General features: G+C 33.3%; 21 protein-coding genes. 2 read left to right on the top strand and 19 right to left on the bottom strand.

Annotation, left to right across the window (positions count from 1 at the left end):
- Window positions 1-5: 5 nt before the first annotated feature.
- Genes rlmN through HMPREF3247_RS10225 form a run of 4 tightly spaced genes read right to left on the bottom strand, consistent with a single transcriptional unit; the run spans window position 6 to window position 3823 of the window.
- Window positions 6-1100: a dual-specificity RNA methyltransferase RlmN gene (rlmN, locus tag HMPREF3247_RS10210; protein WP_000626903.1), complete on the bottom strand. Its 1095-nt coding sequence runs from the start codon at window positions 1098-1100 to the stop codon at window positions 6-8.
- A gap of 2 nt (window positions 1101-1102) precedes the next feature.
- Window positions 1103-2410, bottom strand: coding sequence for a 16S rRNA (cytosine(967)-C(5))-methyltransferase RsmB (gene rsmB / locus HMPREF3247_RS10215; protein ID WP_000572224.1), 1308 nt, complete (start codon window positions 2408-2410; stop codon window positions 1103-1105).
- Window positions 2407-3342 (bottom strand): methionyl-tRNA formyltransferase, encoded by a 936-nt coding sequence (fmt, locus tag HMPREF3247_RS10220; protein ID WP_000161286.1) that lies wholly within the window; start codon window positions 3340-3342, stop codon window positions 2407-2409. Before fmt ends, rsmB begins: the two co-directional genes overlap by 4 nt.
- The gene (locus tag HMPREF3247_RS10225) at window positions 3335-3823 is read right to left on the bottom strand and encodes a peptide deformylase (RefSeq protein WP_000985287.1); all 489 of its coding nucleotides are present in this window, start codon (window positions 3821-3823) and stop codon (window positions 3335-3337) included. Before HMPREF3247_RS10225 ends, fmt begins: the two co-directional genes overlap by 8 nt.
- A 298-nt stretch (window positions 3824-4121) precedes the next feature.
- Between HMPREF3247_RS10225 and HMPREF3247_RS10230 the strand changes: the two genes are divergently transcribed.
- Window positions 4122-4325: a TM2 domain-containing protein gene (locus HMPREF3247_RS10230; RefSeq protein WP_001198024.1), complete on the top strand. Its 204-nt coding sequence runs from the start codon at window positions 4122-4124 to the stop codon at window positions 4323-4325.
- A 162-nt stretch (window positions 4326-4487) separates the two neighbouring features.
- Here HMPREF3247_RS10230 and HMPREF3247_RS10235 read toward each other — a convergent pair whose 3' ends face one another.
- From HMPREF3247_RS10235 to gmk, 5 genes are all read right to left on the bottom strand, one after another.
- Complete coding sequence (locus HMPREF3247_RS10235) at window positions 4488-5441, bottom strand: hypothetical protein (RefSeq protein WP_000751704.1); 954 nt, start codon at window positions 5439-5441, stop codon at window positions 4488-4490.
- A 502-nt stretch (window positions 5442-5943) separates the two neighbouring features.
- Window positions 5944-8352 carry a primosomal protein N' gene (gene priA / locus HMPREF3247_RS10240; RefSeq protein ID WP_000560846.1) on the bottom strand — a complete coding sequence of 803 codons (2409 nt, stop codon included), beginning with the start codon at window positions 8350-8352 and terminating at the stop codon, window positions 5944-5946.
- A complete protein-coding gene (gene coaBC, locus HMPREF3247_RS10245) occupies window positions 8352-9551 on the bottom strand; it encodes a bifunctional phosphopantothenoylcysteine decarboxylase/phosphopantothenate--cysteine ligase CoaBC (protein ID WP_000722165.1) in 1200 nt (399 codons plus the stop codon). The genes priA and coaBC overlap by 1 nt, the downstream gene beginning before the upstream one ends.
- A 215-nt stretch (window positions 9552-9766) precedes the next feature.
- A complete protein-coding gene (rpoZ, locus tag HMPREF3247_RS10250) occupies window positions 9767-9985 on the bottom strand; it encodes a DNA-directed RNA polymerase subunit omega (RefSeq protein ID WP_000933956.1) in 219 nt (72 codons plus the stop codon).
- Window positions 9985-10608 carry a guanylate kinase gene (gmk, locus tag HMPREF3247_RS10255; RefSeq protein ID WP_000368226.1) on the bottom strand — a complete coding sequence of 208 codons (624 nt, stop codon included), beginning with the start codon at window positions 10606-10608 and terminating at the stop codon, window positions 9985-9987. The genes rpoZ and gmk overlap by 1 nt, the downstream gene beginning before the upstream one ends.
- Before the next feature lie 274 nt (window positions 10609-10882).
- Here gmk and HMPREF3247_RS10260 point away from each other — a divergent pair, with 274 nt between their 5' ends.
- The gene (locus HMPREF3247_RS10260; RefSeq protein WP_000312767.1) at window positions 10883-12580 is read left to right on the top strand and encodes an Rqc2 family fibronectin-binding protein; all 1698 of its coding nucleotides are present in this window, start codon (window positions 10883-10885) and stop codon (window positions 12578-12580) included.
- 262 nt (window positions 12581-12842) lie between these two features.
- Here the strand turns inward: HMPREF3247_RS10260 and HMPREF3247_RS10265 are convergent, their stop codons facing one another.
- The 10 genes from HMPREF3247_RS10265 to pyrR form a co-directional block, all read right to left on the bottom strand.
- Complete coding sequence (locus HMPREF3247_RS10265) at window positions 12843-13244, bottom strand: VOC family protein (protein WP_000354184.1); 402 nt, start codon at window positions 13242-13244, stop codon at window positions 12843-12845.
- Window positions 13245-13680: 436 nt separating this feature from the next.
- Entirely contained in the window at window positions 13681-13893 is a 213-nt protein-coding gene (locus HMPREF3247_RS10270) for a hypothetical protein (RefSeq protein WP_000998557.1), read from the bottom strand.
- 29 nt (window positions 13894-13922) lie between these two features.
- The gene (gene pyrE / locus HMPREF3247_RS10275) at window positions 13923-14534 is read right to left on the bottom strand and encodes an orotate phosphoribosyltransferase (RefSeq protein WP_001040248.1); all 612 of its coding nucleotides are present in this window, start codon (window positions 14532-14534) and stop codon (window positions 13923-13925) included.
- The gene (gene pyrF, locus HMPREF3247_RS10280; RefSeq protein WP_000654067.1) at window positions 14534-15226 is read right to left on the bottom strand and encodes an orotidine-5'-phosphate decarboxylase; all 693 of its coding nucleotides are present in this window, start codon (window positions 15224-15226) and stop codon (window positions 14534-14536) included. Before pyrF ends, pyrE begins: the two co-directional genes overlap by 1 nt.
- A gap of 109 nt (window positions 15227-15335) precedes the next feature.
- Complete coding sequence (gene carB, locus HMPREF3247_RS10285) at window positions 15336-18509, bottom strand: carbamoyl-phosphate synthase large subunit (RefSeq protein WP_001126264.1); 3174 nt, start codon at window positions 18507-18509, stop codon at window positions 15336-15338.
- Complete coding sequence (locus HMPREF3247_RS10290; RefSeq protein ID WP_001190913.1) at window positions 18502-19602, bottom strand: carbamoyl phosphate synthase small subunit; 1101 nt, start codon at window positions 19600-19602, stop codon at window positions 18502-18504. The genes carB and HMPREF3247_RS10290 overlap by 8 nt, the downstream gene beginning before the upstream one ends.
- A gap of 1 nt (window position 19603) precedes the next feature.
- Window positions 19604-20878: a dihydroorotase gene (locus HMPREF3247_RS10295; RefSeq protein WP_000767028.1), complete on the bottom strand. Its 1275-nt coding sequence runs from the start codon at window positions 20876-20878 to the stop codon at window positions 19604-19606.
- Between the two features lie 17 nt (window positions 20879-20895).
- Entirely contained in the window at window positions 20896-21777 is an 882-nt protein-coding gene (locus HMPREF3247_RS10300) for an aspartate carbamoyltransferase catalytic subunit (protein WP_001016166.1), read from the bottom strand.
- Window positions 21778-21804: 27 nt separating this feature from the next.
- The gene (locus HMPREF3247_RS10305; protein WP_001178619.1) at window positions 21805-23112 is read right to left on the bottom strand and encodes a uracil-xanthine permease family protein; all 1308 of its coding nucleotides are present in this window, start codon (window positions 23110-23112) and stop codon (window positions 21805-21807) included.
- A gap of 217 nt (window positions 23113-23329) precedes the next feature.
- Window positions 23330-23857 carry a bifunctional pyr operon transcriptional regulator/uracil phosphoribosyltransferase PyrR gene (gene pyrR, locus HMPREF3247_RS10310; RefSeq protein ID WP_000003870.1) on the bottom strand — a complete coding sequence of 176 codons (528 nt, stop codon included), beginning with the start codon at window positions 23855-23857 and terminating at the stop codon, window positions 23330-23332.
- Window positions 23858-23974: the final 117 nt, after the last annotated feature.

A 23974-nucleotide genomic window follows, 5' to 3' on the forward strand; every position in this document is an offset into this window, starting at 1 on the left:
TGTCTTTACCTCGTTTCTACTTGTCGTTCCTTTGCTCTTAATTGACCACAAGCTGCGTCAATATCCGAACCTTGTTCACGACGTATTGTGGCATTAATTCCTAGTCTCTTTAATTCTTTTTCAAATTTAAAGATATCATTTTTAGCCGTTTTCACATAATTTCTTTCTGGAACATGGTTGACAGGAATTAAGTTAACATGGCAGTTTAAGCCTTTTATTAAATGTGCTAATTCTCTTGCATGTTCTAGTTGGTCATTCACACCACCAAACAGACCATATTCAAAAGTAACACGACGATTTGTTTTTTCTTGATAATATTGAATTGCTTCGATTAACTTCTCAACATTATATGCACGGTTAATTGGCATCAAGCGTGATCGCACTTCATCTTTTGCGGCGTGTAAGCTTACAGCAAAATTAATTTGAATATCTTCATCCGCAAAGTCATATATTCTAGGAATGATACCTGATGTTGATACTGTAATGTGACGTGCACCAATATTTAAACTATTATCATCATTGACGATTCTTAAAAAGTCCATCATTTCATCATAATTTTCAAATGGTTCACCGATACCCATTATGACAATTTGAGATACGCGCTCTTCTGTAACATCAAGGGCTTTTTGAACTGTTAAAACTTGTGAAACAATTTCGCCAGCTTCAAGGTTTCTTTTTAAGCCGCCAAGTGTAGAAGCACAAAACGTACATCCGATACGACAACCTACTTGTGTCGTTACACATACTGAATTTCCATAATCATGTCTCATTAAAACAGTTTCAATTGTATAGCCATCTTGTAATTCAAATAAGAATTTAATTGTACCGTCTTTACTTTCTTGTTTTACTACAGTTGTTAAAGTTGTAACAGTAAAGTTATCTTTTAAAAGCTGTCGTAAGTCTTTCGATAAGTTCGTCATTTCATCAATCGAATCTACTCTTTTTTGATATAACCATTCAAAAATCTGTTTCGCTCGAAATTTTTGTTGACCTTGTTCAACGAGCCAGTTTTGCATTTCGTCAAATCGCAATGAATATATTGATTGCTTGTCAAAATTTGGAAGAAATTTATTCTTCTTTTTCTTTTCAGCAGTTATCATTCCTAATTGTCCTTTCTTTTTATCTTAGTGATAAAGAATCCATCTGAATTAAAGTCTTGCGGCATGATTTGTAACGTTTTGACCAACTCTCCAGTTATCGGATGTTGAAACGGTTCAAATTCGAAGTTTTTATTATTTTTCAAAAACGTATAAATCACGTTTTCATTTTCTAGTTGCTCAATTGTACATGTTGAATAGATGATTTCGCCACCTATTTTTACATTGTTTTTTACATTTTCCAATATTTCAAGCTGTAATTCAACTAGTGACTCAATATGTTGTTTGCTTTGAGTATACTTAATCTCCGGCTTATGTCTCATTACACCTAATCCGCTACATGGTGCATCAACAAGTATCTTATCGTATGTTTTATCATAAGGTTTTGTCGCATCATGTTGAAAAGCTTTAATATTTGTTAATCGTAATTTTTTTATATTAAAATTAATTAAGTCTATTTTGTGATCATGTATATCTGAAGCGTCAACTTGCCCTTCTGGCATTAAAACTTCAGCAATGTGACAAGCTTTACCGCCAGGTGCACTACATGCATCTAATACGTTATCATGTCGGTCTACATTCATAATGTGTGCAACAAACATTGAGCTTTTATCTTGAATTGAAACGAATCCATCTTTAAATGAACGAGAATGAATAATTGGTTGTCCTCCTATATGGAGACAATAAGGTAAGTCATGATCTTTTTCAACGTCATAACCTTCGTCTTGCAACTTTTCAATAATATCATCTAATGATGCTCGCGTCAGGTTGGCACGCACAGTTGTTGATGTCGTTTCTAAAAATGACTGTAAAATTGTTTCAGTTTTTTCGAGACCATAATGTGTTGCCCAATGATCTATAATCCACTTCGGCATACTATACTCGATTGCCATTCTTTTTTTAGGATCTGCAATTTCATTAAAATCAGGTAAGTCACTACGCATCATTGTACGTAAAATACCATTTACGACATTACCATTATGATAGCCACCGCGTTCTTTTGCTATTTCAACTGCTTCATTAATGATGGCGTGATTTGGAACTTTATCTAAATAAACATATTGATAAATACTCATCCATAATAATTGCCTAACCCATGCCTTAATTTTTGTTTTCACAAAAGGCTTTAAATAAAAATCTAACGTAAATTTTCTTTTAACGGTTCCGTAGACAATTTCTGTAAATAAAGCCTTATCCATTGCATTTAATTCATTTTCTGACAACACTTCATTGATACGCAAGTTACTATACGCACCTTCATTTAATATATCTTGAATCGTGTCAAAAGCAAGACTTCTCACGTTTTCTATCATATAAGTTTCTTCCCTACTAGTGTGTTTTGCGCACCACTTAAATAATTGGCAGCTAACATTCTCTTTTTCCCAGCTAATTGCATATCTTTAATTGCAACAGCTTCATTATCATTTGTAGCAACAATAATGGCTTTTTTAGTCGTTTCTATAATGGTTCCAGGCTCGTTTATCTTATTAGTCTCAACGAGTTCAGCATCGTATATTTTCAAGTTAGTGTCATCCATAGTTGTATAAGCAACTGGCCATGGTGATAATCCACGAATTTGATTAAACACTTGTCTTCCTGGTTTATTCCAGTTAATTCGCTCATCTTCGCGTCGAATATTGGAAGCAAATGTTGCTTGCGTATCATCTTGAGGTACACTTTCATTTGTGCCCTCTATAATAGATGGTAAAGTTTCTTTTAATAAATCTGCCCCTAATACACTTAATTTATCATGCATCGTACCGACATTATCATTTTCTTCTATTTTAATTGCTTGTTGCGAAATAATATTACCCGCATCTAATTTTTTAACCATATACATAATTGTTATGCCGGTTTCTTGTTCACCATCGATAATTGCCTGATGAATTGGTGCACCACCTCTATACTTCGGTAACAATGATGCATGTACATTAATTGCCCCAAGTTTTGGTAATGCCAACAATGATTCAGGTAATAATTGTCCAAAAGCAGCAGTTACAATTAAATCTACATCTAATTGAAGCAATTGTTCTAATTCTTCTGATCCACTTAATTTTTCAGGCTGATATACAGGTAAATCATATTTCATTGCAACTTTTTTAACTGGTGGTGGTGTCATAACACGTTTACGTCCAACAGGTCGATCTGGTTGCGTTACGACTGCAATGACATCATGTTCTGCAATAAGCATTTCTAAAACAGTTGTTGAAAAGTCTGGTGTACCCATAAATATTATTTTAGTCATTTATAAAATATGCCTCCACTTCTTTATCTGTTAAAATACGGTCCGCACGTTCTGTAAAAGGGATACCGTTCATTTGATCTATAATATGCAAAATCATTCTTGCTACATCTTCATGTGCAGTTAGTTCAACTTTGTTCCCATTGACGTCATAACTTTCGACAACTATCATTTTACTTCTTGTCACTTCGCCGTAAACATCTGGCAATGTAATTGAACCTTCTAAGTCTGTTATCGTTTCATTTGATTGACTAATAATTTTCGGATTAACAAGTTGTAATAATCCTTCCATTTCCATATCAATGATTGCCACTTGCAATGACTGATTAATTTGAGGTGCACATAAGCCAGCTGCTTCTTGTGCATACATTGTATCTTCTAAATCTTGTAATAATCTTTTTAACGAATCATCAAATTTTATAACTGCTTGCGCTTTTTTCGTTAAAATAGGATGCGATGCTGGTACTAACTTTTTAATCGCCATAGCTCTTACTCCTCAATAAAATTCATCAAACCATTATAACGTAAATATATTAAAAATGCGACCTTACATCATAGAATGTATATTTTTCAATTTAAAGATTGTCATGTGATTCATTACGTATATTTCACACGTAAAATAATACAATGCAACTGAAGTGTAATCCTAAATTTATTGTAAGGATTGAATAACTGAAATTTAGATGATTGGGAATGCTTAAACTAGAATGTTTGAACTAAAAGTGGGTATAATAAAAAGAGAAGCTAATGTCATTATAAGCAATTCAACTGGAGGGAAAGAAATGCAAGTAAACAAAGTTATTTATATTTTATTAGCATTGTTCTTAGGTAGTTTTGGTATTCATAAATTTTATGCCGGCAAGAATATGCAAGGTATTCTACACTTAATATTCTGTTGGACAGGTATCCCACACATTTTAGCAATTATTAGTGCAGTGATTACTGTTTTCAAACCTGCTGATGAACAAGGTAATGTCACTTTATAAATTGATAAAAATAAATCCCGATGACAATCATTTATTATTTGCGAATCATAGAGTTATAGTTATTACGAACTCTATATGATAAGCAGTAATGCTGATTGTTTATCGGGATTATTATTGCGATTATTTAATGTAGTACACTATTTATTTTTCACACAGTAAATACTATTTTAAAGAATCATCTGACGCTGTTTCATAGTTTGATTCATACTCTTTAATATATTTACTTAAAACAACAAAATGTGCGTTACCAAAATCACTAGATGCATTTAAGAAATCCATATGTACTAAATTTAAAACTTTTGGATCTGGATTAGACTTGTCTTCATAATTTTTTGGTGAAAAAGTGAAATAGGCCAATGCCGGCAACACTTCATCTTTAGTATCCTTTGATCCATGTGTCATAAATGAAACGCTTGTTAAAGGTACTCCGAAAGATTTGATTTGAGCTACGCTATATGGAACTGGTTTTGGATGATCAAGTTTAGTTAGCTGACTTAATTTTTTTAACTTAGAATAATCGTCATATTTAATTGCATCATCTTTATGTATTACGTAAGATCCTGGTTCGACTGATGCATAAACTAACTTTCCATCTTTATATTTTGTCATAATTTCTGCGTAAAAAACAGGTGTGTTTGAATTGCCAATTTTCTTTCCATCTGGATCTACATACCAATAATCAACTTGTTTTACATCATCGTGTGTTTCAATCACTTTCCTTTTTATACCTTTCTTACCTTTAAAGAATGCATCAACATCTTTTATTGAAGATCCTTTTGAATCTTTAGTAAATCTATAATCTGCAAGTTCCACTTTACCCATTAATTCTTTGTAATCTTTCCATCCTTGAATCCCTTTACTATTCGTAAACGACTTTTCTGTCATTAATGGATCCAACTTATCAAGAGATGGCGCATCTTTAATTCCTTTCATTTTCTTCTCTATTTCTTCATATTTCTCTAAATCTGGATCTTTCTCTTCTTCCGATTCTTTTTTTACAGTTTCTTGTTTTGATTCTTCTGATTTCTTTGATGATAATTTATGATTCCCACCAAAAGAACAACCTGCTACGACTAAAAGCATAATTAAAAGTAAACATCCCAGTGTCTTTTTCATAAACTTTCTCCTCTTAAGTTATTTTGTTTGAATCAAATAAACATACATAAATTTAAAAAACTTATTTATATTGATATTTTACATTAACCATCAATATTTTTAAATACTTTAATTGATAATTTAAGAAAATTGTTTTGTCTAATAATTTAAGTAGTTAAAACATAGATAGATATAAAATAGTTTATAGCCATTAATTTATAAGTGTAAAATTTGCACTATTTCAATTTGCCATTTAAAAATAGTTTGTTTAATCATTAGTACTTTTATTCATCAGTAAGTATGGCGCTTGCATTAAAATCAGAATTCGTAAATGAAAATACTAATAAATTCCTTATCAAACCAAAATCACGTAAGTTATAAAGCCATATAAAAAGACAGAATATAAACTGCTAATTTAAATAGTTAACAGTTGTATATTCTGCCCTTTTTCTGTACTTAAAGTAAAAACAAGACCTTTCATACTCTTAGGAAACATTGATATTAAAGTGTTTTAGTCAAAAAATTACATCATCATCTGTGGATCAATATCAATCTTCAATGCTAATTTTTCTTTTATAAATTTTTCATGGTAATAGTCATCTAAAAATTGAATGGCTTTTAATAATCCAGGTTCACTTTTATATTTCACTAAAATTTGGAATCTAAATTCATTGTTGATTCTCGCAAGTGCTGCCGGAGATGGGCCTAGTACAAGCGCTTTTTCTGTTAAATGCTGTAATAAAATTTTATGAACATGTTGCGATGCTTCCATAACCTTCTTCATTTCTTTATGTGAGATTGTGAAATTAATCAAATAATAATACGGTGGATACTTTCCTAATTTACGATATTCCATTTCCTGACGATAAAATGTTAAATAATCATTTTTTTGAACATCCAATATTGAATAATGGTCTGGATTATACGTTTGAATGATGACTTGACCTGCCTTTTCATGACGACCAGCTCTACCAGCCACTTGCGTTAATAGTTGATAAGTACGTTCGCTCGCCCGAAAATCAGGTAAATTTAACATTGTATCTGCATTCAGCACACCAACTAAAGTAATATTTGGATAATCTAATCCTTTCGCAATCATCTGAGTACCTAGTAAAATGTCACCGTTACCTTTTTCGAATTCAGTCAATAACTTTTCATGTGCACCTTTCTTTGAGGTTGTATCTACATCCATCCTAATTATGCGCGCATCTTCAAATTCTTGTTGCAATAGTTCTTCAACTTTCTGAGTACCAGTACCTACTTGTCGAATGTGTTCACTCTCACAATTTGGACATTGATTCGGTGGCGTCTCTTGGTAACCACAATAGTGACATTTTAATAAGTCTGTCGTTTTATGATACGTTAATGAAATATCACAGTTTGGACATTGCGGTACATATCCACAATCCCGACATAACATAAACGATGCATAACCACGTCGATTTAAAAATAAAACAACTTGTTCCTGTCGATCTAATCTTAATTGTATGGCTTCACGTAAATCTTTTGAAAACATTGACCGATTACCTTCACTCAATTCTTCACGCATGTCTACTATATCAATTTCAGGTAAAGCTTGTTGGTTCACTCTGTTTGGTAATGATAGCAAATGATAAACGCCTTTTTCAGCTCGTGCATAACTTTCAAGACATGGTGTTGCACTTCCTAAAATGACTGGACAGTGATGATATTCACTTCGCCATTGGGCAATTTCTCTAGCGTGATATCTCGGATAATCTTCTTGTTTATATGTAGATTCATGTTCTTCATCAATGATGATTAACCCTAAATTTTTGAAAGGTGCGAACACACTTGACCTTGCACCAACACTTACTCTCGCACGACCATCCCTAATTTTTTGCCACTCATCATAACGTTCCCCATTAGATAAGCCAGAATGTAATACAGCAACGTCATCACCAAATCGACGTTTGAAGCGTAAAACCATTTGCGGTGTTAGAGCGATTTCAGGAACTAACATCATCGCCTGTTTTCCTTGGCTTAAAACATCTTCTATCGTTTGTAAATATACTTCTGTTTTACCTGATCCCGTCACACCATGAAGTAAAAATGTTTCTTGCTCTTGGCTTACAATTTTAGCTTTAATCGCTTCATATGCTTTATATTGGTCTTCTGTTAATTGCTGTTTTGATTCTTGTTCGAAAACACTATCTTTAAATGGGTCTCTTTCAACAACCGCGTCATATTTTTCAACATAACCTTTTTTGATAAGTCCATCTAAACTGGATTTTGAAAAGCCCATATCCTCAATATCAGTTAAAAATATTGTTTTATGTTGTTCTTCAGACAAGTAAGCATACAAATCGTATTGTTTAATAACTTTCTCCAACTTAGCTAATACTTCATCAGGATGATACCCTTCAATGACACGAACAGCACGCTTGGTTTTTTTAGTTATATTTTGTGTGAGAATCGTTTTTTCTTCAACGATATCATCTTTTAACAACTTCATAAGCAATTGAATATCATTATTTTTTTGCGCATCTTTATAATAATAGTAACCATGCTTATCAAATTTTTGTAATAAAGCTGAAGGTAGCTCTATGTCATCTTTCATCTTAAATGCTTTTTTATACTTCGCTTTAATAGCACTCGGAAGCATCACTTCTAGCATAGAAATACGTTTAATGACATGAGTTGAACCCATCCACTCACTTAAAGCTATTAATTCTGATGTTAATTCAGGTTGTATATCTTTCACTTCTATGATTTTTTTTAACTTCGAAACGTCAAGTTGTGCATCAGGTTCTGCTGTTACTTCCATTACATAACCTTGAATCGTTCTTGGTCCAAAAGGTACAATTACACGCACACCAGGTTGGATGACAGATTCGAGTTGTTCGGGAATTATATAATCAAATTTATAGTCAACGCTCTTCGACGCGACATCGACTATGACTTTCGCTATCATTATTGCCACCTAGTTTCTAGTTCATCTAAAATTTGTGCAGCTAATACTACTTTTTTTCCTTTCTTGATATTTACTTTTTCATTATTTTTAAAATGCATTGTCAATTCATTATCATCAGAACTAAATCCGATAGACATATCCCCAACATTATTTGAAATAATCACATCTGCATTTTTCTTGCGTAATTTTTGTTGTGCATAATTTTCAATATCTTCAGTCTCTGCTGCAAAGCCTATTAAATACTGTGATGTTTTATGTTCACCTAAATATTTAAGAATGTCTTTAGTACGTTTAAAAGATACTGACAAATCACCATCCTGCTTTTTCATCTTATGTTCTAATACATCAACCGGTGTATAGTCAGATACGGCTGCTGCTTTTACAACAATATCTTGTTCGTCAAATCGGCTTGTCACTTGTTCAAACATTTCTTCAGCACTTTGAACATGAATAACTTCAATATCTTTTGGATCCTCTAGTGTTGTAGGACCAGCAACTAACGTCACGATAGCTCCTCGATTTCGCAATGCTTCAGCTATTGCATAACCCATTTTTCCAGAAGAACGATTGGATACAAATCTGACTGGATCGATAACTTCAATAGTTGGTCCTGCTGTAACCAATGCGCGTTTATCTTGAAATGAACTATTAGCTAAACGATTACTATTTTGAAAATGAGCATCAATAACAGAAACGATTTGAAGCGGTTCTTCCATACGTCCTTTAGCAACATAACCACATGCTAGAAATCCGCTTCCTGGTTCGATAAAATGATACCCATCTTCTTTTAAAATATTAATATTTTGCTGCGTACGTTTATTTTCATACATATGCACATTCATAGCAGGCGCAATAAATTTCGGTGTCTCTGTTGCTAGCAACGTTGATGTCACCAAATCATCAGCAATACCTACACTCAATTTTGCAATTGTATTTGCCGTTGCAGGTGCAACAATGATTGCATCTGCCCAATCACCTAATGCAATATGCTGTATTTCTGAAGGATTTTCTTCTATAAAAGTATCTGTATAAACAGCATTTCGACTTATTGCTTGAAATGCTAATGGTGTCACAAATTTTTGTGCGTGATTCGTTAACATAACGCGAACTTCATACCCAGATTGTGTTAACTTACTTGTCAAATCAATCGCTTTATATGCCGCAATGCCACCTGTAACGGCTAATAATATTTTCTTCATATTCAATCTCCCTTAAATATCACTATGACATTTACGCTTTACATCATCATATGCGCACAAATGCTCATTACTTTTTTATAGATACAAATTTAGTATTATTATAACATCAATCATTGGATAAACTAAAAAAACACACCTACATAGGTGCGTTTGATTTGGATATCCCTTGACGTATTTGATGTACGTCTAGCTTCACATATTTTTAATGGCCGAAACTATTCTTTACCATAATAATCACTTGAAATAACAGGGCGAATTTTACCGTCAGCAATTTCTTCTAACGCTCTACCAACTGGTTTAAATGAATGATATTCACTTAATAATTCAGTTTCAGGTTGTTCATCAATTTCACGCGCTCTTTTCGCTGCAGTTGTTGCAATTAAATACTTTGATTTAATTTGTGACGTTAATTGGTTTAATGGTGGATTTAACATTATTTTTTAGCCTCCAAAATCATTTTTCTATACTTAGCTTCTACGCGCTCTCTTTTTAAGTGCTCAGCTTCTACAATACATTGAATTCTATTCTTCGCAAGTTCTACTTCATCATTAACTACAACGTAATCGTATAAATTCATCATTTCAACTTCTTTACGCGCTTCGTTAATACGACTTTGTATTTTCTCATTGGATTCTGTTCCTCTACCTACTAATCGCTCTCTCAAGTGATCTAAACTTGGAGGTGCTAAGAAAATAAATAACGCATCTGGAAATTTCTTTCTAACTTGCTTTGCACCTTCTACTTCAATTTCTAAAAATACATCATGACCTTCGTCCATTGTATCTTTAACATATTGAACTGGTGTACCATAATAGTTGCCTACATATTCAGCATATTCTATAAATTGGTCATCTTTAATTAAAGCTTCAAACGCATCCCTAGTTTTAAAAAAGTAATCTACGCCATCAACTTCACCTTCACGCATTTGACGTGTTGTCATTGAAATAGAATACTTATACGATGTACTTGGATCTTCAAATATTCGTTTTCTAACAGTACCTTTACCTACTCCAGATGGTCCTGATAAAACGATTAACAATCCTTTTTCATTATCCATGCCTTACGACCTCTCTAAGCTAATCTTCTATTATTTAAATATGATATCACATTGTTCTTTATATTGTATAGCATATTTGAAATTGCATGCCATAATTTCTATTAGGTCTAACAATATCGTTATATTGCACGATTAATTTTAATTAAATAAATTGAATTGCGAACTTTTAGATAATGTAAAATGTATGGCATAATGTATGGTTCAATAACTATACCGAAAAGTTACAATCATGTTAAAATGAAACGAATGATATGAAGAAGGTGGAAGATAAATTATGGCTTATGATGGCTTATTTACAAAGAAAATGGTTGAGTCTCTACAATTTTTAACAACAGGACGCGTTCACAAAATCAATCAACCTGATAATGACACGATACTAATGGTTGTACGTCAAAATAGACAAAACCATCAATTGTTATTGTCAATCCATCCAAACTTTTCAAGATTACAATTGACTACTAAAAAATATGATAATCCATTTAATCCACCCATGTTTGCGCGTGTTTTTAGAAAACACTTAGAAGGTGGTATTATCGAATCGATTAAGCAAATTGGTAATGATCGTCGCATTGAAATCGATATAAAGAGTAAAGATGAAATTGGCGATACTATTTACCGCACTGTCATCCTTGAGATTATGGGTAAACATAGTAACTTAATTTTAGTAGATGAAAATCGCAAAATAATTGAAGGATTTAAACACTTAACACCAAATACGAATCACTATCGTACAGTAATGCCAGGATTTAATTATGAAGCACCACCTACTCAGCACAAAATAAATCCGTATGATATTACAGGTGCAGAGGTGTTGAAATATATCGATTTTAACGCAGGTAATATTGCTAAACAATTATTGAATCAGTTTGAAGGATTTAGCCCTTTAATTACGAATGAAATCGTTAGTCGTCGTCAATTTATGACTTCATCAACATTACCAGAAGCATTTGACGAAGTAATGGCAGAAACCAAGTTACCACCTACTCCTATTTTTCATAAAAATCATGAAACAGGTAAAGAGGATTTCTATTTTATAAAGTTAAATCAATTTAATGATGATACAGTTACGTACGATTCATTAAATGATTTACTTGATCGTTTTTATGACGCGCGTGGCGAACGTGAACGCGTTAAACAACGTGCGAATGATTTAGTTCGATTTGTTCAACAGCAGTTGCACAAATATCAAAATAAATTAGCGAAGTTGATTGAAGAATATGAGCAGTCTAAAAATAAAGATACTGAACAGTTATATGGTGAATTGATCACTGCTAATATATATCGAATTAAGCAAGGCGATAAAGAAGTGACGGCATTGAATTATTATACGAATGAAGAAGTTGTCATTCCTTTAAATCCTACAAAATCCCCATCAGCAAATGCTCAATATTATTATAAACAATATAATCGTATGAAAACGAGAGAACGTGAATTACAACATCAAATTCAATTGACGAAAGACAATATAGATTATTTTTCAACAATCGAACAACAATTACATCATATTTCTGTCCATGACATTGATGAAATTAGAGATGAATTAGCAGAACAAGGCTTTATGAAACAGCGTAAAAATCAAACTAAGAAAAAGAAAGCGCAGATTCAATTACAACATTATGTATCAACTGATGGCGACGATATATATGTTGGCAAGAATAACAAGCAAAATGATTATTTAACAAATAAAAAAGCTAAAAAAACTCACACATGGTTACACACAAAAGATATTCCTGGTTCACATGTCGTTATATTTAATGATGCACCAAGTGATACGACAATCAAGGAAGCGGCTATGTTAGCAGGATACTTTTCAAAAGCTGGTAATTCTGGACAAATACCTGTTGATTACACATTAATTAAAAATGTGCACAAACCATCAGGTGCAAAGCCTGGGTTTGTAACATATGACAATCAAAAAACTTTGTATGCTACACCTGATTATGAACATATTCAAAAAATGAAACAATCATAATCAAGTTGTCGACAAATAAACACCTCACCATAAGAAAGGACTACTTTCTTTTGCGAGGTGTTTATTTTTAATTTAATGCGTTCATTGAAACGAAGTATCGTGTTTTTAAATAACGTATCATCATTTAAGTTACAAATTATCTTTGTGATTTTAAAAATGAGTGAAACTAAAATGCTAATGTGTACTTAAAATAGAAATACATAGGTAAAACGCATGCATAAGAAAAAGTGTTTCTTTATCATTCAACGCTGTGCAAATCCTTTTACTCAGGTAAAGCTAATTGAAAACTTACTCCAAACTTATCTTGAACCCAAGCAAACTCTCTGTATGGTGGCATATTCGTTTTTGGCATTAAAATGGCACCTTCATCTTTTAATCCATTAAATAGCCGTTCCATTTCAATAGTATCTTTTACTGTAACAAATAATGAAATCGCAGGATTCATTGGTAATTCTGTGCCACTATTAGCATCAATCGCCATGAATACTTGTCCATTTAATGTAAATATTGAGTGTTGTACAGTCCCGGGATCACCAGGTCCATTTTCACCATACTTAGCCATTGTTATAATCTCACTATCTTCAAATAAGCTTGTGTATAGTTTAACAGCTTCTTCAGCTTGGTTATTAAACATTAAAAATGTCGTGATTTTTGGAATATCCATGCTATGCCTCCTATAGGTCGAACTTCTATAACTACTATTATCTTAACATAATTAAAATGACAAAAGCGCGTCATACCGTTATGTGCACGAATGACAAACGTCTTATTGGCCTGTTGATTAAATCACATAGTTAACGATAAAAATTACGCAAGATTAAAAATATGATACATATGTTAATAAATGATACTTATCATAGGTATTAATGTTTTGACTTATTGTCAAATTTGATTACAATTAAAATTAAGTTAAAGGAGGGACGTTATGTTACATTATGTGATTCCAGTATTAGTCCTATTACTCGTATTCTTAATTGGTTGGATTTTAATAAAGTTAATTATCCGCTAATAAATTTTTTATATAATAAAAGCTATAGTGTTTGTAATATTCGGATGCGGTTAAGCAGCCCCTGATATTAAACACTATAGCTTTTTTGTTTTTAAATTTGTCCTTGTTTACGTAATATATCCTTTACATGTTTAAATAAATCATCATTATGATCTATAGTTGTTTTATTTTTTATATGTTTTTGCTTCGTTGAACTTTCGTCGACATCGTGACTACTAGATAGATTGGAATCATTTGAATGATTGATAAATTCGTTACAATGTTTTATCTTCCCATATAAATCATTAGATGTTTTGTCATTCATTTGTTGAATTCCTCCTTCTAGTGTCTATATTATGCTAAGTTGTCTCTCCATTCAACTAATGTTTGGATATCTTCACTAGAAATTTTACCTTCATTTTCAGCTACTTCAATTAATTCATTGTAATCACTTAAAGTGTAAAAAGGTAGTTGAATATTGCTAAATGTATCATCTGCTTTTTTCAAACCGTAAGTAAAGATAGCTACAACACCTAATACTTCTGCACCTGCTTGTTTTAAGGCTTCAACTGCTGTGACTGAAGATCCCCCTGTCGAAATTAAATCTTCTATCACAACTACTTTTTTACCTTCACTTTTAGCACCTTCGATTTGATTTTGCTTACCATGACTCTTATTTGATGAACGAACATAATTCATTGGTAATTTTAATTTTTCAGCAATAAAAGCTGCATGTGGAATACCAGCTGTTGCAGTACCAGAAATAACTTCTACTTCAGGAAAGTGTTCTTTAATTAAGTTAATTAAACCATCGCGGATTGCGCCTCGAACTAAAGGATAACCTAACGTAACACGGTTATCACAGTAAATCGGTGATTTAATACCTGAACTCCATGTATATAAATCATTTGGTGATAATGTTACAGCTTCAATATCTAATAATGATTTTGCAATTTCTTTAGCCATTATACTAACCAACTTTCTTTAATTTTATGATAACTTTCGACTGGATTGTCACTTTGTGTAATCGGTCTACCGACTACAATATGCGTCGAACCAAGCTGTCTTGCTTCTTCCGGTGTCGTAATACGGTGTTGGTCATCTTGAGATGCACCTTTAGGTCTAATACCTGGTGTTACTTTTAAAAATGATGTACCTAACTTTTCAGTCAACATACGACTTTCAAGAGGTGAACAAACAACGCCATCTAAACCAGCTGCATTTGCTAACTTGGCATAATTTAAAACGGCCTCTTCAATCGATGTTTGTATATTTTGTTCGTGTCGTAACATGTCTTCTGTTGTTGACGTAAGCTGTGTTACTGCAATAATTTTTGTATGTTGATTATGTTTTCTTAATCCTTTAATGGCCTCAGACATCATTTTTACGCCACCAGCAGCATGAACATTTACCAGATCAACATTCAATTTAGCTAGTCCTTCCATCGCCTTACCTACTGTATTAGGAATATCATGCAATTTTAAATCTAAAAATACATCATGGCCTCTTTCTTTTATCTCATTAATTAATTGAGGACCTTCTTGATAAAAAAGTTCCATACCTACTTTTACGAATAATGATTCATCAAATAAATCTAAAAATTGATTTACTTTTTCTTTTGATTCAAAATCTAATGCAATAATTGGTAAATCTTTCATCATATATGTCTCCCTTTATATTAAGAAATTCATTAAAATAATGAGGCTGTAATATAAACTTCTTTAAGTAAATGGTTAATTACAGCCCCACCGATACAGTTTGATTGATTTACATTTGACGCATTGTAAATGTCATACTTTCAATTACATTCGTTAAGGCATTAGCTGTATCTAAAGATGTCAAACATGGAATACCATTTTCAACTGTAGTACGTCTAATTTGGAAGCCATCCCTTTCTACTTCTTTACCTTTAGTCATTGTATTTATAACGATTTGAACATCACCATTTTGAATACGTGTTAATAAATCATTTTCGCCACCAATTTTGCCTACTACTTCTGCAGGTATGTCATACTCAGCTAATTTATTAGCTGTTCCAGACGTTGCTAAAATTTTATAGCCAACTTCATTTAAGCGTTGTGCCAATTTAACAACTTCCTCTTTATCTTTGTCACTGACGGTCATTAATACTGTACCGTGATCTTTAACTTCAACGCCACTACCTGTTAACCCTTTGAATAACGCCTTTTCTAATGTAGTATCTTTCCCCATCACTTCACCTGTTGACTTCATTTCAGGTCCTAAAGTAATATCAACATTTTTCAATTTATTAAAACTAAATACCGGTGCTTTCACAAAGACACCCTCAGCATATGGTTGAACCCCTTCTTGATAACCCATATCTGTTAGTTTTTCCCCAATGATTGCTCGCATAGCTAATTGTGCCATTGGAATATCAGTAATTTTACTTAAGAATGGTACCGTTCTACTAGAACGTGGGTTTACTTCTAAAACATATACACCATCGTGAGCTATAACGAATTGAATGTTGATTAAGCCAATGATGTTTAAACCTTTAGCTAATTTTATAGTATAGTCCTCAAGTGTTGCTAACTCGTCTTCTGTCAAAGTTTGTGGCGGATATACAGCGATTGAGTCACCACTATGTACACCAGCACGTTCAATATGTTCCATGATTCCTGGAATAATGACCGTTTCTCCATCACAAATCGCATCAACTTCAATTTCTTTACCAGTTAAATATCTATCGACTAGTACCGGATGTTCCGGACTCGCTTTTACAGCCTGGGTCATATAGTTTTCTAACTCTTTGTCATTGTCTACAATTTCCATTGCGCGACCACCTAATACATAAGAAGGTCTTACTACAACCGGATATCCGATTTCTGCAGCATTCGCTAATGCTTCCTCAGGTGATGTAGCTGTTTTCCCTTGTGGCTGTGGCACGTTAATTTTTCTTAATAGTGCTTCAAATTCTTTTCTATCTTCAGCACGATTTAGATTTTCTAGTGAAGTACCAAGTATTTTAACACCATGTTTAGCCAATTTGTCTGCTAAATTAATCGCTGTTTGTCCTCCAAATTGTACAACGACACCTTTAGGTTTTTCTAAATTAATGATATTCATCACATCTTCTTCAGTTAAAGGTTCAAAGTATAATTTGTCAGAAATTGAGAAGTCTGTTGAAACTGTTTCTGGATTGTTATTCACAATTATCGCTTCGTACCCTGCTTTTTGAATTGCCCAAACGGCGTGAACTGTCGCATAGTCAAATTCTACACCTTGGCCGATTCGAATTGGTCCAGAGCCTAATACTAAGATTTTTTCTTTGTCAGTAACTATGGATTCATTTTCAGTTTCGTATGTACCATAATAATATGGTGTTGAAGATTCAAATTCAGCTGCGCAAGTATCAACCATCTTGTAAACAGGTTTAATATCATTTTCCATACGCAATTGATATACTTCTTCTTCCGTCATATTAAAGCGATGCGCTATTGTTTTATCACTAAATCCATAATCTTTTGCATATTTAAGATATTCTAAATCACCTTGATGCTCTTTTAATTGATGCTCAATATCAATAATGTTTTGGAACTTGTGTAAGAAGAAGTAATCAATCTGAGTCATATTATGAATTTCTTCTAATGTTGTCCCTCTTCTAATTGCTTCGCCGATGAAAAATAATCGTTCATCATCTTGGTGTGAAATACGTTCTTTAATATAATCAAGATCGAAGCTTTCACCATTTGGTAATCCTAAGTGATGCACACCATACTCAAGTGATCGAATTGCTTTTAACAATGATTCTTCGTAAGTTCGACCAATGGCCATAACTTCACCTGTTGCTTTCATTTGTGTGCCAAGCTCTCGTTCTCCTTTTTCAAATTTATCAAAAGGAAATCTTGGTATTTTTGAAATCACATAGTCTAAAGTTGGTTCAAACGCTGCATAAGATGTTCCTGTAATTGGATTTAACATTTCATCTAATGTTAGACCAACCGCGATTTTAGCAGCTAATTTTGCAATAGGATATCCTGTTGCTTTTGAAGCTAACGCTGATGAACGTGATACACGCGGATTTACTTCTATAATATAATAATCGAATGAATGGGGATCTAATGCTAATTGAACATTACAACCACCTTCGATACCTAAAGCTCGAATAACTTTTAATGAAACATCACGTAACATTTGATACTCAACATCTGATAATGTTTGACTAGGAGCCACAACAATTGAATCGCCAGTATGAATACCAACTGGATCAATATTTTCCATGTTACATACAACGATGGCATTATCGTTTTTATCACGCATTACTTCGTATTCGATTTCTTTAAAACCTGCGATAGATTTTTCTAATAAACATTGCGTTGCTGGACTATAATGAAGACCATTTGAGACGATTTCATGTAATTCTTCATCATTATGACAAATACCGCCTCCGGTACCACCCATCGTAAATGCCGGTCTAACAATTAGCGGGTATCCCACTTGCTCTTTGAATTTAAAGGCTTGCTCTACTGTATTTACAATGTCACTCTCTGGTACAGGAACGTTTAAATCATTCATTAATGTTCTAAACATTTCACGGTCTTCTGCTTGTTGAATTGATGTTAGCTCAGTTCCTAATAATTGGACGTTATTATCTTGAAGCACACCACTTTCGTGTAGTTGAATCGCCATGTTTAAACCTGTTTGACCACCTAAAGTTGGAAGTAAAGCGTCAGGTTGCTCTTTACGTATAATTCGCGCTATAAAATCATGAGTTAACGGTTCGATATATACTTTATCCGCAATTTCCTTATCAGTCATGATTGTCGCTGGATTTGAATTTACAAGAATAACTCGATATCCCTCTTCTTTTAAAGCTAGACATGCTTGTGTTCCAGCATAATCAAATTCAGCTGCTTGACCTATGATAATTGGCCCAGACCCTATTACTAAAATTGTTTTGATATCATTACGTTTAGGCATTGATATGACGCTCCTTTTCCTTAAAATTAGTCATCATTGCTACAAAATCATCAAATAGATAGTTTGAATCTGACGGTCCTGGATTTGCTTCAGGATGGTATTGAACAGAAAATGCTGGTAATGTTTTATGTTTTAAACCTTCTACAGTACCATCATTTAATGCAAGATGAGTAACTTCTAAATCAGTACTTTTTAACGAATCTATATCTATTGCATATCCATGGTTTTGACTCGTAATATCAACTTTTCCAGTCTCTAAATTTTTAACTGGATGGTTCGCACCACGATGACCAAACTTCATTTTAAATGAGCTTGCTCCTTGAGATAATGCAAAAAGTTGATGTCCTAGACAGATACCAAAGAACGGAATTTTCCCTAAAATTCCTTGAATCATTGGAATCGCACATTCTACAACTTCAGGATTACCTGGTCCGTTTGATAGCATAACGCCATCTGGAGCCATTGCTAAAATTTCTTCGGCAGTAGTTGTATATGGTACAACTGTGACGTTACAACCTCTGACGTTTAATTCTCGAACAATATTTTGCTTCTTACCAAAGTCTACAAGTACGACACTTAGATCCTTACCTGTCGAAACATACGGTGTTTTAGTCGAAACGATTTCTACTTCGTTTTTAGGTAATTCTACTTGTTGTAAATGTTTGACAAGTTGATCAATATCTTCTTTTCGATCAGTAAAACCAGCTTTTAACACACCGTGTTGTCGAATTTTACGCGTAATACTTCTTGTATCAACACCTGCAATCCCTGGAATTTGATGCAATTCTAAAACGTCATGAAGTGTCTTTTGTTGTCTAAAATTACTTGGATGCGCACTCGCTTCTTTCACTACAATACCGTTTAATGTAGGTACTAATGATTCAAAATCGTCTCTATTGATACCATAATTACCGATTAATGGATACGTAAAAGTAATGATCTGACCTGTATATGATGGATCTGAAATAGTTTCTTGATAACCTGTCATAGCTGTATTAAATACAATTTCTCCTACAGTTAAGTTATCAGATCCTAAACGGTAGCCTTCGTAAAAAGAACCGTCTTCTAACACTAGATAACGTTTGCTTTGCATATTATTTATCCCCCTCAAATTTAACTTCGCCTTCAACCATTGTTAAGATCGGATTTCCATAAACTTTATAGCCGATAAATGGTGTATTATCTGCTTTTGATAAGAAATCTTCTCCTTTAATTTCTTGTTCACTATCTAAATCAATGATTGTTAAATCTGCATAACCATTTTCTTTTAATGTGCCGTATTCTAAATTAAATGTCTCACATGGTTTAATTGTTAAGTAATCTACTAATTGTTGTAATGTCCAATCACCATTTTTTACAAAATGCGTATATAATAATGGGAATGCTGTTTCACTACCAACAATTCCGAATGGTGCTTTTTCCATTGGTTGTGCTTTTTCATCACGTGCATGTGGTGCATGGTCTGTTGCGATACAGTCAATTGTACCGTCTAGTAACCCTTCTAACAAAGCCTCTCTATCTTCAGTACTTCTCAATGGTGGATTCATTTTATAAATGGCATTATTACCAGGAATATCATCTTCTGTTAACAATAAATGGTGTGGTGTAACTTCAGCTGTAACATGAATGCCTGCGCGTTTAGCGTCACGAATGACTCTAACACTTTCTTTAGTAGAAACATGACATACATGATAATGACAACCTGCTGCTTCAGCTAATAGTACATCTCTTGCGATTTGAACAGATTCACAAATGTTTGGAATACCTGGTATACCTAACTCTTTACTGCGTTTCCCTTCATGCATTGCACCACCATAGATTAATGAATTATCTTCACAGTGTGCTACGATGGCTTTGTTTACTTTTGCAGCTTCAATCATGCCTTCATACATCATGCTTGCAGTTTGTACTCCTACACCGTCATCTGTAAACGCAAAGGCACCTTCTTTTACTAGTGCTGGGAAATCAACCAATTCTTTACCTAATTGACGTGTTGTAATTGAAGCATAAGGTAATACACGTACTTGAGCATTGTCATCGATTAATTTTTGTAAAGCTTCAAAATGTTCTACAGAATCTGGTACCGGTCTTGTGTTAGGCATTGGACATACAGTTGTAAATCCGCCTCTAGCAGCAGCTTTAGTACCAGTTTCAATTGTCTCTTTATATTCACCACCAGGTTCACGTAAATGAACATGAACATCGACAAATCCAGGTGACACAAAGTGACCTTTCGCATCTATGATGTCAACACCATTGCTTGGTTCAATTGCAGGTGCAATTTGTTTAATTACCTTACCATCAATTAAAATATCTGCTTGTTGTAATTCTCCATTTTGTAATACTTTACCGTTTTTAATTAATTTCATCATTTTCGTCCCCTTACCTATTTTAATAATTCATCAATGACTGCCATTCTTAAGTAAACGCCATTTTCCATTTGCTTAAAAATTCTTGATTTTGAAGCTTCTACTAAATCGCTTTGTATTTCTACTCCTCTATTCACAGGTGCCGGATGCATAACAATAGCATGTTCTTGTAATTTGTTATAGCGCACTTCATTTAAGCCATGCTTTTGATGATAATCATCTGCTGCAAATCTAGTTTCTTCTGCAAGCCCATGTCTTTCATGTTGAATTCTTAACAACATAACTATATCTACTGTTTCTATAACATCATCTATATTTACATAAGGTGCTTCTAAAGAATCATCAATCCAAGCATTTGGGCTATTAAACATTACGTTTGCACCTAATGCTTTTAAACTATGGTAATTACTACGTGCGACACGTGAATTTTTAATGTCTCCACAAATCAATACATTCAAGCCTTCAAAATATCCATATTCTTCATATATCGTCATTAAATCAAGTAAACTTTGTGTTGGATGTTGTCCACTACCATCACCAGCATTCGCAATTGGGATGTTAATATTCGCTAATTTTTCATAGTAGTTATTAAACGGATGTCTAATGACTAATAAATCACAGCCAATACTTTCTAAAGTTTTACATGTGTCATATAAAGATTCACCTTTTGAAACAGATGATGTTGATGTTTCAAAGCTAATCGTTTTTAACCCTAGCTTAAGTTCTGCCATTTCAAAACTACATTTTGTTCGAGTAGAATTTTCAAAGAATAAATTTGCGACATATTTCCCTTCAAAGTTTGGTAGTTGACGTTCACCAGATTTAAATTGACTTGCCTTTTGGATAAGTTTGTATATTTGATCTGTAGATAAATGTTCCATTGATAATAAATGATTCATAAAAGCGCCCTCCTTAATTTGTAAATCTTAATTGTTTTGTTTTTTCTCTTTAGGTAAGATTAAGTTCAAAATAATTCCTGAAAGTGCAGCTAATGCCATCCCCTCAATTTGAAGGTTGATACCAATTTCTTTTAAGTTAAATACTAAATTACCGATACCTACAACTAAAATTACAGAAGCTATAACTAAATTTCGATTGTTCGCAAAATCTACTTTGCTTTCAACTAACATTCTTAAGCCACTTGCTGCAATAATACCGAAAAGTAATATAGATACTCCTCCCATAACTGGTGTAGGTATAGAAGAAATTAATGCAGTGAACTTACCAATGAATGCTAAAACAATTGCTATAACTGCTGCACCACCAATGACGTAAATACTGTATATTCTTGTAATCGCTAATACACCGATATTTTCACCGTATGTTGTACTTGGTGGTCCACCAATAATACTGGCAAACATTGTAGAAACACCATCACCAATGATTGATTTATCAAGTCCTGGCTTTTCAAAGAAGTTTCTACCTACGATTTTATTCAATACCATTTGGTGCCCAATATGTTCACTTACTGTTACAAACACAATCGGAATCATTACAAGTACAAGTCCTAAGTGAAATGAAGGTACATAATCTTTAAATGGCAGATAAATATGAGGGAAATCTATCCATTTTGCTGACATAATTGCATCAAATTTCACAATCCCCATAAAAATCGCTACCACATAACCTACGATAATACCTACAAGTACTGGAATTAAAGATAGGAATCCTTTAAAAAATCCTTGAACGACTATTGTTACAAGCAAGGTTATCATTGCAACAATTAAGAAACTGATATTGTAACCTTTCATATCTCCAGGATTTTCATACATTGCCATATTGACTGCAGTAGGCGCTAAGCTTAAACCAATTACCATGATGACTGGTCCAACAACAACTGGTGGTAATAATTTCATTAACCATGCTGTCCCACTTAATTTGATTAGAATTCCGATGATGACGTACATAACACCACTCATGAATAATGCTACAAGCATGTCTCCTAAGCTATGCGTACTTAATCCCGTGATAATTGGTGTGATAAATGCAAAGCTAGATCCCAAGTATGCTGGTATTTGCGCCTTCGTTATTAAGATATAAAGTAATGTACCGATTCCCGAAGCTAGTAACGCTGCGGATATTGGTAGTCCTGTTAAGAATGGTACTAGTACTGTTGCGCCAAACATCGCAAATAAATGTTGTAAGCTTAAAAATGCCCATTGCGCTGGTTGTGGTTTTTCATTTACATCTAGTACAGGTTTTACTGTTCGTTCAAACATTTCATCATTTTGCATAATATTCATTTCCTCCGATAATAAAAAAATCTCTTTACATCAGTATATGTAAAGAGACAAAAAGTGTGACAAGTTGCTACAAGTCATTTTCGTCCATAGAAATTGACTTATAGTTGTCGAACATGAGGGTATTATTAGATAAACAAGCATATGAAAACTTATTTATCATTCAACTCCCCCACCTTTTTCAGTCTCTCGTACTGAATTAAAAGGGGTATTATTTAATTATAACTGCATTTCTTTGATCCATTTCTTCTAAATAGACACTTACCGTTTCCTCTTTAGAAGTAGGTATATTTTTACCAACAAAATCTGCTCGAATTGGTAACTCACGATGTCCTCGATCAACCAAAGCAGCTAAACCAATTTTAATAGGTCTAGCATTTAGCAAAATAGCATCAAGTGAAGCACGAACCGTTCGACCAGTATACAGCACATCATCAATAATGATGACTACTTTATCTGTAATATCTGTGTCGATGTCTATTGCGTCTTTTGTCGTAAGTGATGACATGTGCTCTATATCATCTCTAAAGTATGTAATATCAATTGTTCCAGTAGGTATACGTTGTTGCTCAATTTGATGAATTTTATCTTGTATACGATTCGCTAAATATTCACCTCTTGTTTTGATACCTAAAAGAATTAAATTATCAGTACCTTTGTTATACTCCAAAATTTCGTGAGCGATTCTCGTCACTGTACGTTGTATTGCGGCATCATCCATTATGATACGTTCAGACATATTCTCACCCTTTCAAAATTTAGAAACAAAAAACCTCATGTCTTTAATATCGACATGAGGTTTAGTATATACAATCAGCCTATTTACATAGAAGAATCGTAGTATTACTACTTATTC

The sequence above is a fragment of the Staphylococcus sp. HMSC36A10 genome, assembly GCF_001838845.1.
In the GTDB taxonomy this organism is placed as follows: Bacteria; Bacillota; Bacilli; order Staphylococcales; family Staphylococcaceae; genus Staphylococcus; species Staphylococcus aureus.

What these genes read in the sequence shown, in the direction of transcription:
- rlmN (WP_000626903.1), bottom strand. Translation starts at nt 1,100, where the DNA reads ATGATAACTGCTGAAAAGAAAAAGAAGAATAAATTTCTTCCAAATTTT.
- rsmB (WP_000572224.1), bottom strand. Translation starts at nt 2,410, where the DNA reads ATGATAGAAAACGTGAGAAGTCTTGCTTTTGACACGATTCAAGATATA.
- fmt (WP_000161286.1), bottom strand. Translation starts at nt 3,342, where the DNA reads ATGACTAAAATAATATTTATGGGTACACCAGACTTTTCAACAACTGTT.
- HMPREF3247_RS10225 (WP_000985287.1), bottom strand. Translation starts at nt 3,823, where the DNA reads ATGGCGATTAAAAAGTTAGTACCAGCATCGCATCCTATTTTAACGAAA.
- HMPREF3247_RS10230 (WP_001198024.1), top strand. Translation starts at nt 4,122, where the DNA reads ATGCAAGTAAACAAAGTTATTTATATTTTATTAGCATTGTTCTTAGGT.
- HMPREF3247_RS10235 (WP_000751704.1), bottom strand. Translation starts at nt 5,441, where the DNA reads ATGAAAAAGACACTGGGATGTTTACTTTTAATTATGCTTTTAGTCGTA.
- priA (WP_000560846.1), bottom strand. Translation starts at nt 8,352, where the DNA reads ATGATAGCGAAAGTCATAGTCGATGTCGCGTCGAAGAGCGTTGACTAT.
- coaBC (WP_000722165.1), bottom strand. Translation starts at nt 9,551, where the DNA reads ATGAAGAAAATATTATTAGCCGTTACAGGTGGCATTGCGGCATATAAA.
- rpoZ (WP_000933956.1), bottom strand. Translation starts at nt 9,985, where the DNA reads ATGTTAAATCCACCATTAAACCAATTAACGTCACAAATTAAATCAAAG.
- gmk (WP_000368226.1), bottom strand. Translation starts at nt 10,608, where the DNA reads ATGGATAATGAAAAAGGATTGTTAATCGTTTTATCAGGACCATCTGGA.
- HMPREF3247_RS10260 (WP_000312767.1), top strand. Translation starts at nt 10,883, where the DNA reads ATGGCTTATGATGGCTTATTTACAAAGAAAATGGTTGAGTCTCTACAA.
- HMPREF3247_RS10265 (WP_000354184.1), bottom strand. Translation starts at nt 13,244, where the DNA reads ATGGATATTCCAAAAATCACGACATTTTTAATGTTTAATAACCAAGCT.
- HMPREF3247_RS10270 (WP_000998557.1), bottom strand. Translation starts at nt 13,893, where the DNA reads ATGAATGACAAAACATCTAATGATTTATATGGGAAGATAAAACATTGT.
- pyrE (WP_001040248.1), bottom strand. Translation starts at nt 14,534, where the DNA reads ATGGCTAAAGAAATTGCAAAATCATTATTAGATATTGAAGCTGTAACA.
- pyrF (WP_000654067.1), bottom strand. Translation starts at nt 15,226, where the DNA reads ATGAAAGATTTACCAATTATTGCATTAGATTTTGAATCAAAAGAAAAA.
- carB (WP_001126264.1), bottom strand. Translation starts at nt 18,509, where the DNA reads ATGCCTAAACGTAATGATATCAAAACAATTTTAGTAATAGGGTCTGGG.
- HMPREF3247_RS10290 (WP_001190913.1), bottom strand. Translation starts at nt 19,602, where the DNA reads ATGCAAAGCAAACGTTATCTAGTGTTAGAAGACGGTTCTTTTTACGAA.
- HMPREF3247_RS10295 (WP_000767028.1), bottom strand. Translation starts at nt 20,878, where the DNA reads ATGAAATTAATTAAAAACGGTAAAGTATTACAAAATGGAGAATTACAA.
- HMPREF3247_RS10300 (WP_001016166.1), bottom strand. Translation starts at nt 21,777, where the DNA reads ATGAATCATTTATTATCAATGGAACATTTATCTACAGATCAAATATAC.
- HMPREF3247_RS10305 (WP_001178619.1), bottom strand. Translation starts at nt 23,112, where the DNA reads ATGCAAAATGATGAAATGTTTGAACGAACAGTAAAACCTGTACTAGAT.
- pyrR (WP_000003870.1), bottom strand. Translation starts at nt 23,857, where the DNA reads ATGTCTGAACGTATCATAATGGATGATGCCGCAATACAACGTACAGTG.